Genomic DNA, 16,632 nt, shown 5'->3' on the forward strand with positions numbered 1-16,632 from the left:
AAACAATATTACATATAAAAATCATTAATCTATCAAAAAAATAATTTTGTTAAATTTTAGTAATAGGTGAAGTAGAAACATTAGTTGCAGAATGTGCTCCAGCAGAACTCTTTTTTTTATTTGATTTTTTTAAAAAAATTGAAGATTTTATTGTTTTTTTATTGTTACTAGAAAAAGTATTATTAAAAATTTTAGTAATAGGTGCATGAGCTTTATTTTTTGTTGTTTCTTTTCTAAAATTTTGATTACTTAAAATTTTTTTTTGATTTAATATTAATATATGATTTTTCTTAAGAGATAAGTGAAATTTTTTTCGTTTTCGAATTATGTTTTCATTTGTAAAGTTTTTTTTAATTTTATAAAAATGGCTTTTTTTATTTTCTTTTAAATTATTAATTTTTTTCAATGATATATTTTTTTGAATACTTTTATCGTTTATACAGATAGATGAAATATTTATTTTTTTTTTAATATTTAAGATGTATTTTTGATTTATCATATTCACTGTTATTAATGAATTGTTCAACCAAATTTTTTTCAGCGCTAATTCTAATAAAAAAATAATATTATTTATTTCTTTTGAAGAATTAATAAAATATAAATCAATAAATTGATTTTTTAAAGATGTAATATTTTTAATATTATATTTTTGATAAGTTTTTAAAATAATAGCATTTTCATTTTTAATGAAATTAATATTTTGATTTTTGTTATCACAAGCATTATTTTTCTGAGCAATAATATTTTTAAATAATTTCTCTTTTTTTAAAAAAATATTATTTTTTGTATTATACGAATTCAATTTAAAAAAATTAAATTGTTTTATATAATAAATAATATTATTTTTTTTTAAATACTTATTATTAAAAGGTAATTTATATTTATCATAAAACAAATTTAATTTATTTTCACAATCATTTTTATTATCTATATTTTTTTTAATTTTATTATTTTTAGTATTGTTTATTGAAAAATGCTTTTCTTTCTTAAAGAAAATGTTGTTTTTATAATTAAAAATATTTTTTTTTAATATTTCACTTTTGATAAAAATATTTTTTATAAAACAAGATTCTTTTATCCAAGATATAAAATTAATAAAAACATTATTGTTAATATTTTTTTTAGAAAGCTGGTTTTGAATAATTTTTTTTGAATTAACAGAATAATTAAATAATTTATGATTTTTTAAAAATGGTTTAGATTTAATTTTTTTTTCTACGATGTCCTTTTTATTAATTTTTAAATTTTTGTTCTTTTTAATGCCAGAAAGGTAATAACTCATTGATGGTATCTGTTCTCCTTTTCTAATTCTGGAAACAAGATAATGAGGAGTTTTCATATTTTTGTTAGGAACAATGATTGTTTTTCCACCTGCTTGTCGTTTTTCAATTGCATGTACTGCGTCTCTTTTTTCATTTAATAAATAACAGGCAATTTCTATGGGAACAATCGCATGCACTTCATATGTATTTTCTTTTAATGCTTCTTCTTCAATTAAACGTAAAATTGATAGAGACAAAGATTCATTATCTCTGATAGTACCTGTTCCTGTACATCTAGGGCAAATATGATGACTAGATTCACCTAAAGATGAACTTAATCTTTGTCTAGACATTTCTAATAGGCCAAATCTAGAAATATTTCCAATTTGAATACGTGCTCGATCTTCACGAACAATCTCACGTAGTTTTTTTTCAATAGCTTTTTGGTTACTTAAAGGAGTCATATCTATAAAATCAATTACTATTAAACCACCTAAATCTCGTAATCTCAATTGTCTTGAAATTTCTTCAACTGCTTCTAAATTTGTATTAAATGCAGTTGATTCAATATCTACACCACGTGTAGAACGAGCTGAATTAATATCAATAGCTGTTAAAGCTTCTGTACTATCTACCATAATTGAACCACCAGAAGGAAGTCGTACTTTTCTTTGAAAAGCAGAATTTATTTGAGATTCAATTTGATAATAACTAAATAAAGGAACATCTCCAGTATAAAGTTTGATTTTATTAATAAAATCTGGACGCCCTAAAGCAGCAATATGTTCTCGAGCTATATTTAATATTGAAGGATTATCGATTAAAATTTCACCAATATCTTGGCGTAAATAATCTCTAAAAGCACGAAAAATAACATTGCTTTCTTGGTGAATTAAAAATGGTGCAGATTTTTTTTCTGCAGCTTTTTGAATCGCATCCCAATGTTTTAATCTAAGCGATAAATCCCATTGTAAGGATTTTATAGATTTTCCAACTCCTGCTGTTCTAATAATCAAACCCATATGTTTAGGTAATTTTAAAGATAATAGTAATTCTTTTAATTCGATTCGATCATTTCCCTCAATTCGTCTAGATATACCAGCAATATTAGGGTTGTTAGGCATTAAAACTAAATAACTTCCTGCTAAAGCAATAAAAGTTGTTAAAGCTGCACCTTTATTACCTCTTTCCTCTTTATTTATTTGAACTATAAGTTCTTGTCCTTCTTGTAAGATATTTTTAATATTTAAACGGATATTGCTATTATAATTTCTTGGAAAATATTTTTCAGAAATTTCTTTTAACGGTAAAAAACCATGCTTTTCTATTCCATAGTCTACAAAAGCAGCTTCTAAACTAGGTTCTATTCGGGTAATTTTTCCTTTATATATATTTGATTTTTTTTGTTCTGATCCAGTATTTTCTATATCAAGATCATATAAACGTTGACCATCAACAAGAGCTACGCGCAACTCTTCCTGCTGAGTTGCGTTAATTAACATTCTTTTCATTATAACGTTTTCTCGCTTATTTTTATAAATAAGTAAATGCATCAACAGCAAATATATACTTTTAAACAAATTAATATTTTTTATCTAACTATGATTTTTATTTAAAATATATATAAAAATAAGTTGTTTTAAAATATCATAAAAAATAACTTAAAATTAATGAATAAAATTTTTAAAAAATTAAAAAAATTATTTTTTATAATTTAAAATTATAAATAATTAAATTATTTATACTAATATATTTATATATTTAATTATATTATAATTAATAAAAATTAAAAAAATGACTTAATTACAGAGATTTTTTTAATGACATATAAAATATTATCTTCATCTATTATATATATTAATGAAGACATGATAAATCAACGAATTGATAATTTTTTGAAAAAAAAATTTAAAAATATACCCAAAAGTATGATTTATCGTATTATTAGAACAGGAAAGATTCGAATTAATAAAAAAAGAATTAAACCAAATTATAAATTAAAAATTGGCGATAATCTAAAAGTTCCTTCGATAAAAATTTTTATAGAAGAAAAAAAATGCTTTTATATTAATAATTATGAAAAAAAATTATTAAATAATATACTTTATGAAGATAACTATTTATTAATTATAAATAAACCTTCTGGTATTGCAGTACACGGTGGCAGTGGTATTAATTTTGGAGTTATAGAATATTTCCGAAGTATTCGTCCACTAGACAAATTTCTCGAACTTGTCCATCGTATTGATCGAGATACATCGGGTATATTAATTTTAGCAAAAAAAAGAACATCTCTTATATCGATGCATCAACAAATAAGAGAAAAAAAAATAAAAAAAGAATATATTGCATTAGTGCATGGTTTATGGCCTCATAATTTAAAAAAAATATCAGAACCTTTATTAAAAGTTTGTTTGAAAAATAAACAAAAAAAAATGTTTATTAATAATAATGGAAAAATTTCTGAAACTTATTTTAAAATAAAAAAACAATATTCCTGTACAACATTAATGTCTATTTTCCCAAAAACAGGTAGAACACATCAAATTCGAGCACATACATCGCATGTAGGGCATCCAATATTATTTGATCAGCGTTACGGAAATTCAAATTTAGATCAAATAATAAAAAATAAAATAAATTCTACTAGACTTTTATTACATGCTTTTTCAGTTGATTTTGTACATCCAAGTAGCAGCAATATATTACATATAGAAGCGCCATTAGATATGAATGTTAGAAATTTTTTACAAAATCTTGTATAATGTATTACATATTAAAAAAAAAATTCATTTTAATTTATAAATATGTATAGAGAAAAATTATATGGCTGTTCAAAAAAATAAACCTACTCGCTCTAAAAGAGGAATGCGTCGATCACATGACAGTTTAAAATATATGACATTATCTATAGATAAATCGTCTGGAGAAACACATATTCGACACCATATCACTCAAAAAGGGTTTTATAAAGGTAAAAAAGTTATTTAAAAATATATAATAACGGTATTTTAAAAAGTACCGTTTTATAAAAATAAATTATTCGATTATAATTTATTTTACTCATAAAATTTACTTACTTATTTTAAAAAAATTTTTTTCAATAAAAAGGTTATCTAATGTATTTATTTGCTATGTTATTTCCAGGACAAGGTGTTCAATATGTAAATATGTTATCTTGTTTTTTAAAAAAAGAAAAAATTTTTCAAAATATCTTTGAAGAAGCATCAGAATACATAGGATGTAATTTACTAAAATTAATCAAAGAAGGTCCATTAAACAAAATAAATCATAGTAAATATACACAACCAATAATATTAACTTCATCAATTGCTATATATAAATTTTGGAGAAAATGTAACGGAAAAAATCCATCATTTATGTCCGGGCATAGTTTAGGTGAATATTCTGCATTAGTTTGTTCTAAAGCTTTAAAATTCAAAGATGCATTAAAAGTTGTTTCTTTACGTGGAAAATACATGCAAAAGGTAATTTTAAATAGATCATGCTTAGTAAAAGCCATAATTGGTTTGAATAAAGATACTATTAAAAAAATTTGCCAAAAATATATATCTAAAACTGTTTCTATTGCAAGCATAAACTCAGACAATCAAATAATAATTTCAGGAGATAAATTAGATGTATACCAAGCAAGTTTAGATTGTAAAAAACATGGGGCTAAATTTATCTTTAATGTTAACCTTGACATACCAGTACACAGCTATTTAATGAAGCCAGTTGCTAAAAAAATGGAAAATATACTAAAAAAAATAAAAATTCAAAAACCTAAAATACCAGTTGTTAATAATGTAGATGTAAAATGCGAAAATAATAGTGAAAATATTAAAAAAGCATTAATAAAACAAATATATAAAACAGTAAGATGGAAAGAAATAATAGATTTTATACAATCAAAAAGTGTTTTCACTATGCTAGAAATTGGACCAAATAATATTCTAACTAATTTAAATAAAAATAATATTAATTTAATCTCTCTTAATACAAGTAATAAACAATGTTTTTCACAAGCTTTTAAAATAATTAACTAAAAAATAATGAAGACTATTAAGAAAACAGCTCTAGTAACCGGTGCAAATAAAGGGATTGGAAAAGCAATAGCTATAAAATTAGCAGAAAAACGGATAAGAGTTATTGGTACATCTACTACTAAATATGGGGTAGAAATAATTAATAAATATTTAAAAAAAAACGGTTTTGGTTTGATTTTGGATTTAAAAGATACTGATTCTATCACAGAAACAATTAAAAAAATTTATAAAAAAAAATATTCTATTGATATATTAGTTAATAACGCTGGAGCAAAATCAGACAAATTATTCATTAAGATGAATGATAAAGAATGGGAAGATATAATAAAAATTAATTTAACGTCTATATTTTATACTTCCAAAGCAGTTATTCGTTCTATGATTAGAAAAAAAGAAGGACGAATAATAACAATTAGTTCTATCATTGGTTATACAGGGAATAAAGGTCAAATTAATTATAGCGCTTCAAAAGCAGGCCTTATTGGATTTCATAAAACATTAGCGCTAGAGGTTGCTTCAAAAGGTATTACTGTGAATATTATTGCCCCAGGGCTTATTAAAACAGATTTCATTAAAGATTTAAACATATTTCAATACAAAAATTATTTATCTAAAATTCCAATGAAACGATTGGGTACAGCGGAAGAAATAGCAGATGCTGTAATATTTCTATCTTCTCAAAAAGCAGCTTATATTACTGGACAAACATTACATATCAATGGTGGTATGTATATGTAATGTAAAATATTATTTTATATAAAATATTTAAAAGTGAAAAAAATGAAAAATACTGAAAAAAAAATAAAAAATATTATTTCTCAAAAATTAGATATAAAAACAGAAAACATTACTAATAACGCTTCATTTTTAGAGGATCTTGGAGCTGACTCATTAGATATTGTTGAATTAATTATGACTTTAGAGGAAGATTTTAATATAGAAATATCTGATCATGAAGCAGAAAAAATTAAAACTGTACAAAATGCCGTGGATTTAATTCATAGTAAAATTAAAAAATAAAATTATTAAATACCACTTAAAATGAATTTATATTAGATATCTTAAAAATAATGATAAAAAATAAATTTATTGTCATTGAAGGATTGGAAGGCGCAGGAAAAACACACGCATGTACTTATGTAAAAAAAATTCTAAAAAAACATAATATTAAAAATGTTATATTAGTTCGCCAACCAGGTAGTACGCCTGTTTCAGAAGAAATAAGAAAAATCATTAAAACATATTATACTGAAAAAATTACAAAAAAAACAGAGCTATTATTAATATACGCAGCAAGAATGCAGCTAGTTGAAACAATTATAAAACCTGCATTAAAAAGAGGAGACTGGGTTATTTCAGATCGTCATGACTTGTCTTCATTAGCTTATCAAGGAGGAGGATTAGGTATTAGTGAAAATATGATTAATCAATTAAAAAATTTATTATTAAAAGATTTTATCCCTGATTTAACATTATATTTAGATGTAACACCTGAAATTGGTTTAAAGAGAGCATTCAAACGAAATACACTAGATAGAATAGAAAATCGATCTTTAAAATTTTTTAAAAAAACAAGAAAAAGTTATTTAAATAATGTCAAATTCGATAAAAAAGTTATTAAAATTGATGCTAATTTAGATATTAAAAATGTTAATCAAAATATTAAAAAACAACTATTAAAATGGCTTCAAAAACAGTCCACATGAAATGCTATCCTTGGCTAATAAATCCATATAAAATAATTATCAAACAGCATCAAATTAAAAAAACACATCATGCATTTTTAATAAAAACTATAAAAGGATTAGGAGTATACAAATTAGTTTGGAAAGTTAGCAAATGGTTGTTATGTAATCAAAAAGATGGAATTAAATATTGTAAAAAATGTCATAGTTGCGAATTAATGTCATCTGGGAACCATCCAGACTGGCATCATTATATTAAAAATAAAAATGAAATGATTACTGTTGATCATATTCGAGAAATTAATGAAAAAACATTTAAATATCCAAAACAAGGAAAAAATAAAATAATATTTTTATCAAATATTAAAAAATTAACAGAATCTGCAAAAAATGCATTATTAAAAACCTTGGAAGAACCACCAGAAAACACTTGGTTTTTTTTAATAGATTATAGCAATATAACAGTAAATTCTACACTACATAGTCGTTGTTTGATATATCAACTATTTCCTCCACGGGAAAAAAAGAGTTTACATTGGTTAAAAAATCAAAATTTATTGAATAAAAAATTGAATTTAATTTCATTACGTATCAATCAAGGCTCACCAATATCTGCTAAAAAATTTATTAATAACGGTCTTTGGGAAGAAAGAAAAAATTTATTTTTATGTTTTTTCAAATCTATTAAAAATCAAAATCTACTAAAAATATTACCAATCTTATCTATAAATAATACTTTAATAAAAATAGATTGGATTTGTCTATTGTTATTTGATGCTATACAACTATATTTTAATCAAAAAAAAAAATTAACTAATTTTGATGAACTAGAATTAATTCAATTTTTTTCCCATAATTATAATTATTCTACTTTAAATAAAAGTATTTATACATGGAATAAATGTAGATATAGATTGTTAAATATACCTGGTATTAATAACGAATTATTATTATTAGAACAGTTGCTTAAATGGGAAAAAATTTTAAGTTTTATTGTTTAATTTTAATTTCTATATAATTTTTAAATGAAAGAGATAAAATTATGTTTTTAATTGACTCTCATTGTCATCTTGATCAATTAAATTATCATTCATTACATAAAAATATAGAAGATATGTTAAAAAAGTCAAATAAAAACTACGTAAAAAAATTTTTAACAATATCTACTTCTATTAATAATTTTTATAATATAAAAAAATTATTTGATGAATATAATTTCATTTTTTATTCCTGCGGTGTACATCCTTTACATTGTCAAGAGGAAATAAACAATTTTAATAAATTAGAATCACTATCAAAGAATAATCGTGTTATCGCATTAGGTGAGACAGGTTTAGATTATTATTACTCATATGAAACAAAAAAAATACAACAATATTTTTTTCGGAAACATATACAAATTGCAATAAAATTAAATAAACCTATTATAGTACATACAAGAAATGCTATAAACGATACAATAAAAATATTAAAAGAAGAACATGCAGAGAAATGCGGAGGTATTGTACATTCATTCACTGAAAATCAAGAAACAGCATTTAAATTATTAGATCTAGGATTTTATATTTCTTTTTCTGGAATTATTACTTTTAAAAATTCAATTGAATTACGAAATACATTAAAGCAAATACCATTAAAAAATTTACTAATCGAAACGGATTCTCCATACTTATCACCCATTCCATATAGAGGAAAAGAAAATCAACCGGCGTATTTAATTGATATAGCAAAATATATTTGTTTAATAAAAGCAATACATTTAGAGAAATTTGCTGAAATTATAAAAAATAATTTTTATACATTATTTAGATTTTAAAATAAAATATATTATTTAATTAATTTTATATTTTATATATGCTTAGGAGTTTTTAATATGTTTAAAAATATATTTTCAAGCCTTCAAAAAATTGGCAAATCACTTATGTTACCTGTTTCAGTATTACCAATAGCAGGAATATTACTTGGTATAGGATCAGCTCATTTTAGTTTAATACCAGATACTATTTCTGAAATTATGGCACAAACAGGAGGGTCTGTTTTTTCAAATATGCCATTAATTTTTGCAATTGGAGTCGCTTTAGGTTTTAGTAATAATGATGGCGTAGCAGCATTAGCCGCGGTAGTTGCATATAGTATTTTAATTAAGACTTTATCTGTAGTTGGATCCAATACTATATTACATGAAAATATTGATGCAATAAAAAATAACAATTTTTCTGATATAGGAATATTAGGAGGTATTATAGCAGGAGGAATTTCTGCATATATGTTTAATAAATTTTATAAAATTCAATTACCTGAATATTTAGGGTTTTTTGCGGGAAAAAGATTTGTTCCTATCATTTCAGGTTTGTCTGCGATATTTATAGGATTAATATTATCTTTTATTTGGCCATCAATTGCTAAAAAAATTCAAATATTCTCTCAATGGGCTGCCTATCAAAACCCAATTTTTGCTTTTTCTTTATATGGTTTGGTAGAAAGAGCACTAGTACCATTTGGCTTGCATCATATATGGAATGTTCCATTTCAAATGCAAATTGGAGAGTATACTAATTCTATTGGACAAGTATTTCACGGTGACATTGCAAGATATATAGCTGGAGATGCTACTGCTGGAAATTTATCAGGAGGATTTATTTTTAAGATGTATGGCCTTCCTGGCGCTGCTTTAGCAATTTGGCATGCAGCAAAAAAAGAAAATAAAAAGAAAATAGGTAGCATTATGGTTTCTGCTGCATTAACGGCTTTTTTAACTGGAATTACAGAACCAATTGAATTTTCATTTATATTAGTTGCCCCAATACTATATGTTATTCATGCTTTTTTAGCAGGTTTATCTTTTCCATTATGTATTTTGTTGGATATGCGCGCAGGAACTAGTTTTTCTCACGGATTTATAGATTTTATAGTACTAAGTGGACATAGCAGTAAATTGTTTCTTTTTCCAGTTGTTGGTATTTTGTATGGTACTTTATATTATATTATATTTTATTTCTTAATCATTACATTTAACTTGAAAACTCCGGGAAGAGAATATCATAGTAATAATACTGTTATAAAAAACAATATTGAGATAGCACCTTATATTATTAATGCTTTAGGGGGAAAAGAAAATATTAAAAATTTAGACGCATGTATTACTAGATTACGAATCACAGTATTAGAATCATCCAAAGTAAATACAGTTGCTTTAAAAGATCTAGGAGCAGCAGGAGTAGTAGTATCAGGATCAGGAATACAAGCTGTTTTTGGAACTAGATCTGAAAACATTAAAACAGCGATGGATGAATATATAAAAAATAGATAAAAAAAGGGGGTGAGTAACGCTTCACTCGCCCAATAACTAGTATTTTTTATGCAAAACATATTTAAATAAGAATATTTTATTATGAATAATGATTTAATTTTTCAAAAAATTATAAAAAAAGAAATTGCGTCAAATATACTATATCAAGATAATATAGTAACCGCTTTTGACGATATACATCCAAAAGCTCCTATACATATATTAATTGTGCCAAACTATTTAATAAAAACAGCAAATGATATAAATAAAAAAAATAAAAATATTATTGCACATATGTTTTATATTGCAGTTAAAATTGCTAAACAAAAAAATATTAGTGAAGATGGATATAAGATAGTTATTAATTGCAATAAAAATGGGGGACAAGAAATTAATTATTTCCATATGCATTTATTAGGTGGAACTAAACTAAAAACATTATATTAAAATATAATTTTTTTAAAAGGTAATAATTTGAATGAAAATGTAGTATTTTATTTAATTATTTTATTTTTTACAAATAGCTGTTCACTTTTTTAAAAAGTAAAAAGTTTTTTAAAAAATAAATAGCACTGAAGAAAATACAAATTTTTTTTCTAAACTTTAAAAATGTTGTAAAAAGTATTATTTTAGAAATATCTCACAATAAAAAGTATCTTTTTTCTAAAAAAATATCGTTGTACATTAATATTTTAAAAAATAAAAGCAATATTTTTTTAGAAAATAAAAAATTAATAAATGCTATAAAAAAATTTTTAAAAAATCAATGTATGTCATATTATTGATAATAATTAAATTAATAAAAACAAAAAAATAGGGTTATCTAAAAAATCAAGTTTTAAATACGAATACTATAATATCAATAGTTCAAAAAATAATAAGCCAACATAACTACCTTGATAAGTAGTATTTCTAGTAACAATCAATGATTATTGTTAACGATTCAATTAATACTGATAAAAACAGGAAAAATCATATTTCAAAAAAAATTTTTATTTTTTAAAACATATATTGATTGCATATCATTATTGTAATATTTAATAAAGTAGATCTTTCTACTGAAATACATGGTATAAAACATATATTCAGTATTTAAAAATATATTTTACTTATTATAAATCAGTAGAAAGTTCTAATTATTAATTATTAATACGAAAAATTTTTTAAAAAATTTAATTAAAAAATTACTTAATATAACAGTTAAAATTGATAAACTAATCCAGCACCAATAATATTATCTGTAGAAATTTTATTTGTTTTAATAAAATTATTTTCTTTTAATAAATTAATTTTATAATTCATATAAGTTGAAATATTTTTATTAAATGCATAACGAGTTGAAATATTAATTTGTTTCGCTAAACCTAATTCACTTTTTCCAGAACCATGCATATTATAACCTTTAGAATCTAAATAACTTAAAGAAGGACGAAATCCAGATTTAAAAGTATATTCCGCAATTGCTTCAATATTTTGTGTTTCATTGATATAACTACTACCACGCACATCGTGAGGTGTTAAATTTCTTGCAGCACCATAGAAAGCAGCAACATATACATTATTAGCATCATATTTAAAACCCAATCCATATGAGTTGACAGATTCATGTGTTAAACTTTTATTATTTGTTGAAGAGTGAGTTCTTTTAGATGTAAAACAAGATCCAATAGCAGTTAATCCTGAATCACTTTCGTATTTTAAAGATGCACCCCAACCTGAATTATTTTTTTGATTTGGCTGTCTATTTTTAGTTTCATCTTGATATTGCAACGCAAAACTAACACCATCAACTAAACCAAAAAAATTATCATTTCTATAAGTTAACAAACTACTATTTCTACCTACCATGTAATTATCATTATATGCAAAAACACTATCATTCGTAATGTATGGAGCATGATTAGTTAAAGACTCTACATCATGAATAACACCATAATTTCTACCATAATCTATGGATCCTAGATTACCATATTTTAATCCAGCATATCCTAAACGTATAGTACTGGGTTGTTGCTGATTCATTAATTCTTCAGGCATAAAAAAATCAGTTTTATATTCAATTTTAGCATAACTAGAAAGTTTATTAGTAATATTAATTTTTCCTGATAAACCTAAAACAGCGTTTGTATTATCTTCTTTGGAAGTAATTTTAGTAGATAAAAAACTATTAGAAAATTCATGATTAGGATTTATCATTCCATACAATTCTAATTTATTACCATTTTTATTGAAAACTTCTGCAGCTTGCACTGCGCTGCTAGTGGCAAATAATATCGGTATTAAGATTGATAAAGATTTTTTTTTGTTCATACTTTTAAATTACCTTATTAGTAAATGTAATATAAATTAAACAATTATAAAAATAATTTGATATAAAATTTATTTAAAAATGAGAGTTTTTAACAGTACGTGGGAATGGAATTATATCTCTTATATTCGAAACCCCAGTAATATAAGAAACAAATCGCTCAAATCCCATACCAAAACCTGAATGTTGAACAGTACCATAGCGTCTCAGATCTCGATACCACCAATACTCTTCTTTTTTGAGCCCTAATTCCAATAAACGTAAATCTAAAACTGAAATACGTTCTTCACGTTGAGAACCACCTATTAATTCACCAATAGACGGCACTAAAAGATCCATAGCTGCAACAGTTTTTTTATCGTCATTTAATCTCATATAAAATGCTTTTAATTCTTTAGGATAATCAGTTATTATTACAGGTCTTTTAAAGTGCTTCTCAACAAGAAAACGTTCATGTTCAGAATTTAGATCAATCCCTGCACAAACAATTTTATCAAATTTATTTTGAGAATTTATTAAAATATTTATCGCTTCAATATATTTTATACGTATAAAATCTAATGATATAAACTTTTGAAGACGATTAATTATATCACTATCAATATAATTTTTAAGAAATTTAATATCTGTAATACAGTTTTTTAAAACAGACTTACAAACATATTTTAACATTTCTTCTGAAAATTGAGATATCTCATCTAAATTTAAAAAAGACGATTCAATTTCTAACATCCAAAATTCCGCTAAATGACGAATAGTATTTGAGTTTTCAGCTCTGAAAGTTGGTCCAAAAGTATATACTTTAGATAAAGAACAAGCATATGTTTCTAAATTAAGTTGTCCCGAAACAGTTAAAAAAGATTCTTTTCCAAAAAAATCTTTTTTAAAATCAACGGAACCATTATCTCTTTTAGGAATATTTTTCATGTTTAATGTTGAAACATTAAACATTTCTCCAGCGCCTTCAGCATTAAAACTAGTGATGATAGGTGTCGGAATCCAATAATAACCTTTATTATGTAAAAATTTATGTAATAATTGAAATACATGGTTCCGAATTCTTACTATAACCCCAATTAAATTTGTCCTACTACGTAAATGTGCTACTTCTCTCAAATATTCTAAACTATGTTTTTTAGCAGAAATAGGATAAGTATCTGGATTTTCAACCCATCCTAATACTTGAATTTCTATAGCTGTGATCTCATATTTTTGTTTACCTCCTAAAGATAAAGCAAGATTGCCTTTAATTAACACAGAACACCCAATAGTTAAACGAAGTATTTCTTTATAATAATTACATAAAATATTCTTAGCAATAACTTGTATAGAATGAAAACAAGAGCCATCATAAACTGTAATAAAAGAAAACCCAGATTTTGAACTTCTACGACTTCGAACCCATCCACATACAGTAATTAAATCATTTAACATAATATCATTTTGATATATTTTTGATATTGATACTGTATTCATAATTTTTTCCCTTATACCTTATTTCTTAAAGAATAGCTATAGAAATAAGTTTAATCAAAATTACTAATATTATTTTATATTTTTTAAAGGTAAATTAAATGCTTTAAATAAAGATTTCATAAATTCTTGATCTAAACAAAACATTTTACCAGGGCTATCAGATATTTTTGCCACTGGTTTTCCATTACATTTAACTAATTTAATTACAATATTTAGCGGTTTTACATGTGGAATATCACAAGTTAATTTGGTTCCAATACCAAATATAATATTAATTTTCTTATCAAATTTTCTATATAAAGTTATAATTTTCTTAAAATTTAAATTATCTGAAAATAACAATGTTTTAGTAGAGGGATCGATACCCAAATTTGTATAATGCTTTAAAGCTTTTTCAGCCCATTGTATTGGATCACCTGAATCATGCCTCATTCCTTGATATGATTTCGATAAAGATAAATTAAAGTCACGTAAAAAAGCATCCATAGTAATACAATCTGTTAAAGCAATACCTAAATGATTATTATATTGACATAACCATATTTTTAAAGCTAAAGATTGACTATGTTTTAAATTAGAACTAATTTGCTGATGTGCTTGAAACCATTCATGTGCTTGAGTTCCTACTGGGGATAATTTTAAAATACGAGAGATATGATAATTACTAGATCCAACTAAAAAAGGAAATTGTTTTTTTAATCTTTTAATAATAGAATATTGTACATCATATGAAAACCTACGTCTTGTCCCAAAATCAATAATTTTCAAACGAGATAGATCCAAATTTTTAGTATAATTAAAAAATTTTTTTAACTTTACGTTTAAGTAATCTACTGCAATATCTGGTGTGACTTTAGGATAATGATTTTTATGAAAAATTTCGCTAATTAAAGACAAAATAGGAACTTCCCATAAAATTACTTCTTTCCATAATCCAGTAATTCGAATATGTAATTGACCATAATAATTATTTACTTTGACTTGTGTAATATTATAACGAAAATTTTTTAACCAATGTAAATATTCTTTTTTAAAGAATGGAAAAGAATTCATATATAGATATTCTTCATTACTCAGAGATAAAGACTCCATCATATTAATTTGATCCAATAAAACATGTGAATAAGACCCTAGAATATTAGGACCTCTACAAATAAATTCTGCAACAACATTAACATTTTTATAATAAAAAAATACAGCTTGCTGCATATGAAGTTTATATGCATCAGTGTCTAGCAATGTTTTTACTATTGGATAATTATATTTTTTCATAGTATATCTATTTTATAGTGCTTTTTTATATTACGATAATTACTATATAATCTTTAATATCAAATTATGTATAAATTCATATAAAAATATAACATAAATTAAAAAGTTATCAATTTTGAAAAAATATCTGTTCTATTATAATTTAATAATCATGTCAAATTTTTAATGTTTATTAGAATTATAATAAAACAATTATAATTTTTTTCAATATCAATAAAAAATAGTTAAAAACACATATCTTATGTAATAATTAAAAAGGAATTATAATGTTTTACTATTTAATACGTAAACTTTTATTTTTAATAGATCCTGAAAAGTCACATACATTAGTATTCAAATATCTTAATGTGAAGTATATACAAATATTAATAGGTTTATTTTTAAAACCTATTCCATCAATTCCTATTAAATGTATGGGATTAAAATTTCCTAATAAAGTTGGTTTAGCTGCTGGAATGGATAAAAATGGAGAATATATAAATTTTTTTTCTAAATTAGGGTTTGGTTTTATTGAACTAGGAACAGTTACGCCATTACCTCAAATAGGCAACCAAAAACCAAGAATGTTTCGAATATTTCAATCGGAAGCAATTATTAATAATATGGGATTTAATAATCTTGGTATAGATAATCTTATTTATAATATTAAAAAATCAAAATTTAAAGGCATAATTGGGGTAAATATAGGAAAAAATAAAAATACTTCTATTAAAAATGCAACAAATGATTATTTAATATGTATAGAAAAAATATATTATTATGCTAGTTATATAGCTATTAACATTTCTTCTCCTAATACAAAAAATCTAAGAAATTTACAATATGGAATATTATTTAAAAATTTACTAAAAAATATTAAAATAAAACAAAAAGAAATGCATCAAAAATATTCTAAATATGTACCAATAGCTATTAAAATTTCACCAGATTTATCAAAAAATGAAATAATTTATATTTCTAACCAATTAATTAAATTTAAAATAGATGCAGTGATCGCAACAAATACAACTTCAGATCATTTATACAAAAAAAACAAAAAAAAAATTAAAGGAGGGCTAAGTGGTCTACCTTTACAAAAAAAGAGTAATGATGTAGTGTCAATACTTCACAAGCAACTCAAAAGAAAAATTCCTATAATTGGAGTTGGAGGAATTAATTCTTTACATTCAGCAAAAAAAAAAATTAAATTAGGAGCTGAATTAATACAAATATATTCTGGACTAATATATCATGGTCCAAAACTTATTAGAAATATAATTAAAAAATTATAAAATATTTTATATTTAAAAAA

At 23.5% G+C, this 16,632-nt stretch carries 15 protein-coding genes; 11 read left to right on the forward strand and 4 right to left on the reverse strand.

The window, feature by feature from the left end; genetic code table 11:
• Positions 1 to 49: 49 nt before the first annotated feature.
• Positions 50 to 2,773 carry a ribonuclease E gene (rne, locus tag D9V63_RS01755; protein WP_158368837.1) on the reverse strand — a complete coding sequence of 908 codons (2,724 nt, stop codon included), beginning with the start codon at positions 2,771 to 2,773 and terminating at the stop codon, positions 50 to 52.
• 309 nt (positions 2,774 to 3,082) lie between these two features.
• Between rne and rluC the strand changes: the two genes are divergently transcribed.
• The 10 genes from rluC (at position 3,083) to D9V63_RS01805 (ending at position 10,732) form a co-directional block, all read left to right on the forward strand.
• Positions 3,083 to 4,027 carry a 23S rRNA pseudouridine(955/2504/2580) synthase RluC gene (rluC, locus tag D9V63_RS01760; RefSeq protein WP_158368839.1) on the forward strand — a complete coding sequence of 315 codons (945 nt, stop codon included), beginning with the start codon at positions 3,083 to 3,085 and terminating at the stop codon, positions 4,025 to 4,027.
• A 61-nt stretch (positions 4,028 to 4,088) separates the two neighbouring features.
• A complete protein-coding gene (gene rpmF, locus D9V63_RS01765) occupies positions 4,089 to 4,253 on the forward strand; it encodes a 50S ribosomal protein L32 (RefSeq protein ID WP_158368841.1) in 165 nt (54 codons plus the stop codon).
• A gap of 128 nt (positions 4,254 to 4,381) precedes the next feature.
• Positions 4,382 to 5,311 carry an ACP S-malonyltransferase gene (gene fabD / locus D9V63_RS01770; RefSeq protein WP_158368843.1) on the forward strand — a complete coding sequence of 310 codons (930 nt, stop codon included), beginning with the start codon at positions 4,382 to 4,384 and terminating at the stop codon, positions 5,309 to 5,311.
• A 6-nt stretch (positions 5,312 to 5,317) separates the two neighbouring features.
• Entirely contained in the window at positions 5,318 to 6,049 is a 732-nt protein-coding gene (fabG, locus tag D9V63_RS01775; RefSeq protein WP_158368845.1) for a 3-oxoacyl-ACP reductase FabG, read from the forward strand.
• A gap of 42 nt (positions 6,050 to 6,091) precedes the next feature.
• Positions 6,092 to 6,331 carry an acyl carrier protein gene (acpP, locus tag D9V63_RS01780; protein ID WP_158368847.1) on the forward strand — a complete coding sequence of 80 codons (240 nt, stop codon included), beginning with the start codon at positions 6,092 to 6,094 and terminating at the stop codon, positions 6,329 to 6,331.
• A gap of 50 nt (positions 6,332 to 6,381) precedes the next feature.
• Positions 6,382 to 7,017, forward strand: a complete 636-nt coding sequence (gene tmk, locus D9V63_RS01785; protein ID WP_158368849.1) for a dTMP kinase — start codon at positions 6,382 to 6,384, stop codon at positions 7,015 to 7,017.
• A complete protein-coding gene (locus D9V63_RS01790; RefSeq protein WP_261979534.1) occupies positions 6,993 to 7,997 on the forward strand; it encodes a DNA polymerase III subunit delta' C-terminal domain-containing protein in 1,005 nt (334 codons plus the stop codon). The genes tmk and D9V63_RS01790 overlap by 25 nt, the downstream gene beginning before the upstream one ends.
• Before the next feature lie 41 nt (positions 7,998 to 8,038).
• On the forward strand, positions 8,039 to 8,812 hold the full coding sequence (locus D9V63_RS01795; RefSeq protein WP_158368851.1) for a YchF/TatD family DNA exonuclease: 774 nt from the start codon (positions 8,039 to 8,041) through the stop codon (positions 8,810 to 8,812).
• 57 nt (positions 8,813 to 8,869) lie between these two features.
• The gene (gene ptsG, locus D9V63_RS01800) at positions 8,870 to 10,306 is read left to right on the forward strand and encodes a PTS glucose transporter subunit IIBC (RefSeq protein ID WP_158368853.1); all 1,437 of its coding nucleotides are present in this window, start codon (positions 8,870 to 8,872) and stop codon (positions 10,304 to 10,306) included.
• A gap of 81 nt (positions 10,307 to 10,387) precedes the next feature.
• The gene (locus tag D9V63_RS01805) at positions 10,388 to 10,732 is read left to right on the forward strand and encodes a histidine triad nucleotide-binding protein (RefSeq protein WP_158368855.1); all 345 of its coding nucleotides are present in this window, start codon (positions 10,388 to 10,390) and stop codon (positions 10,730 to 10,732) included.
• 753 nt (positions 10,733 to 11,485) lie between these two features.
• Here the strand turns inward: D9V63_RS01805 and D9V63_RS01810 are convergent.
• The 3 genes from D9V63_RS01810 to pncB form a co-directional block, all read right to left on the reverse strand.
• Complete coding sequence (locus D9V63_RS01810; RefSeq protein ID WP_158368857.1) at positions 11,486 to 12,595, reverse strand: porin; 1,110 nt, start codon at positions 12,593 to 12,595, stop codon at positions 11,486 to 11,488.
• 73 nt (positions 12,596 to 12,668) lie between these two features.
• Complete coding sequence (gene asnS, locus D9V63_RS01815; protein ID WP_158368859.1) at positions 12,669 to 14,069, reverse strand: asparagine--tRNA ligase; 1,401 nt, start codon at positions 14,067 to 14,069, stop codon at positions 12,669 to 12,671.
• A 69-nt stretch (positions 14,070 to 14,138) separates the two neighbouring features.
• The gene (gene pncB / locus D9V63_RS01820; protein WP_158368860.1) at positions 14,139 to 15,341 is read right to left on the reverse strand and encodes a nicotinate phosphoribosyltransferase; all 1,203 of its coding nucleotides are present in this window, start codon (positions 15,339 to 15,341) and stop codon (positions 14,139 to 14,141) included.
• Positions 15,342 to 15,607: 266 nt separating this feature from the next.
• Between pncB and pyrD the strand changes: the two genes are divergently transcribed.
• Positions 15,608 to 16,612 (forward strand): quinone-dependent dihydroorotate dehydrogenase, encoded by a 1,005-nt coding sequence (gene pyrD, locus D9V63_RS01825; RefSeq protein WP_158368862.1) that lies wholly within the window; start codon positions 15,608 to 15,610, stop codon positions 16,610 to 16,612.
• Positions 16,613 to 16,632 lie beyond the last annotated feature (20 nt).

This window comes from Buchnera aphidicola (Aphis nasturtii) (assembly GCF_005083345.1).
Lineage (GTDB): Bacteria > Pseudomonadota > Gammaproteobacteria > Enterobacterales > Enterobacteriaceae > Buchnera > Buchnera aphidicola_R.

Coding starts and splice junctions, on each gene's coding strand:
- rne (WP_158368837.1), bottom strand. CDS start 2,773: ATGAAAAGAATGTTAATTAACGCAACTCAGCAGGAAGAGTTGCGCGTA.
- fabG (WP_158368845.1), top strand. CDS start 5,318: ATGAAGACTATTAAGAAAACAGCTCTAGTAACCGGTGCAAATAAAGGG.
- D9V63_RS01805 (WP_158368855.1), top strand. CDS start 10,388: ATGAATAATGATTTAATTTTTCAAAAAATTATAAAAAAAGAAATTGCG.
- tmk (WP_158368849.1), top strand. CDS start 6,382: ATGATAAAAAATAAATTTATTGTCATTGAAGGATTGGAAGGCGCAGGA.
- rpmF (WP_158368841.1), top strand. CDS start 4,089: ATGGCTGTTCAAAAAAATAAACCTACTCGCTCTAAAAGAGGAATGCGT.
- D9V63_RS01795 (WP_158368851.1), top strand. CDS start 8,039: ATGTTTTTAATTGACTCTCATTGTCATCTTGATCAATTAAATTATCAT.
- pyrD (WP_158368862.1), top strand. CDS start 15,608: ATGTTTTACTATTTAATACGTAAACTTTTATTTTTAATAGATCCTGAA.
- acpP (WP_158368847.1), top strand. CDS start 6,092: ATGAAAAATACTGAAAAAAAAATAAAAAATATTATTTCTCAAAAATTA.
- D9V63_RS01810 (WP_158368857.1), bottom strand. CDS start 12,595: ATGAACAAAAAAAAATCTTTATCAATCTTAATACCGATATTATTTGCC.
- pncB (WP_158368860.1), bottom strand. CDS start 15,341: ATGAAAAAATATAATTATCCAATAGTAAAAACATTGCTAGACACTGAT.
- D9V63_RS01790 (WP_261979534.1), top strand. CDS start 6,993: ATGGCTTCAAAAACAGTCCACATGAAATGCTATCCTTGGCTAATAAAT.
- fabD (WP_158368843.1), top strand. CDS start 4,382: ATGTATTTATTTGCTATGTTATTTCCAGGACAAGGTGTTCAATATGTA.
- ptsG (WP_158368853.1), top strand. CDS start 8,870: ATGTTTAAAAATATATTTTCAAGCCTTCAAAAAATTGGCAAATCACTT.
- rluC (WP_158368839.1), top strand. CDS start 3,083: ATGACATATAAAATATTATCTTCATCTATTATATATATTAATGAAGAC.
- asnS (WP_158368859.1), bottom strand. CDS start 14,069: ATGAATACAGTATCAATATCAAAAATATATCAAAATGATATTATGTTA.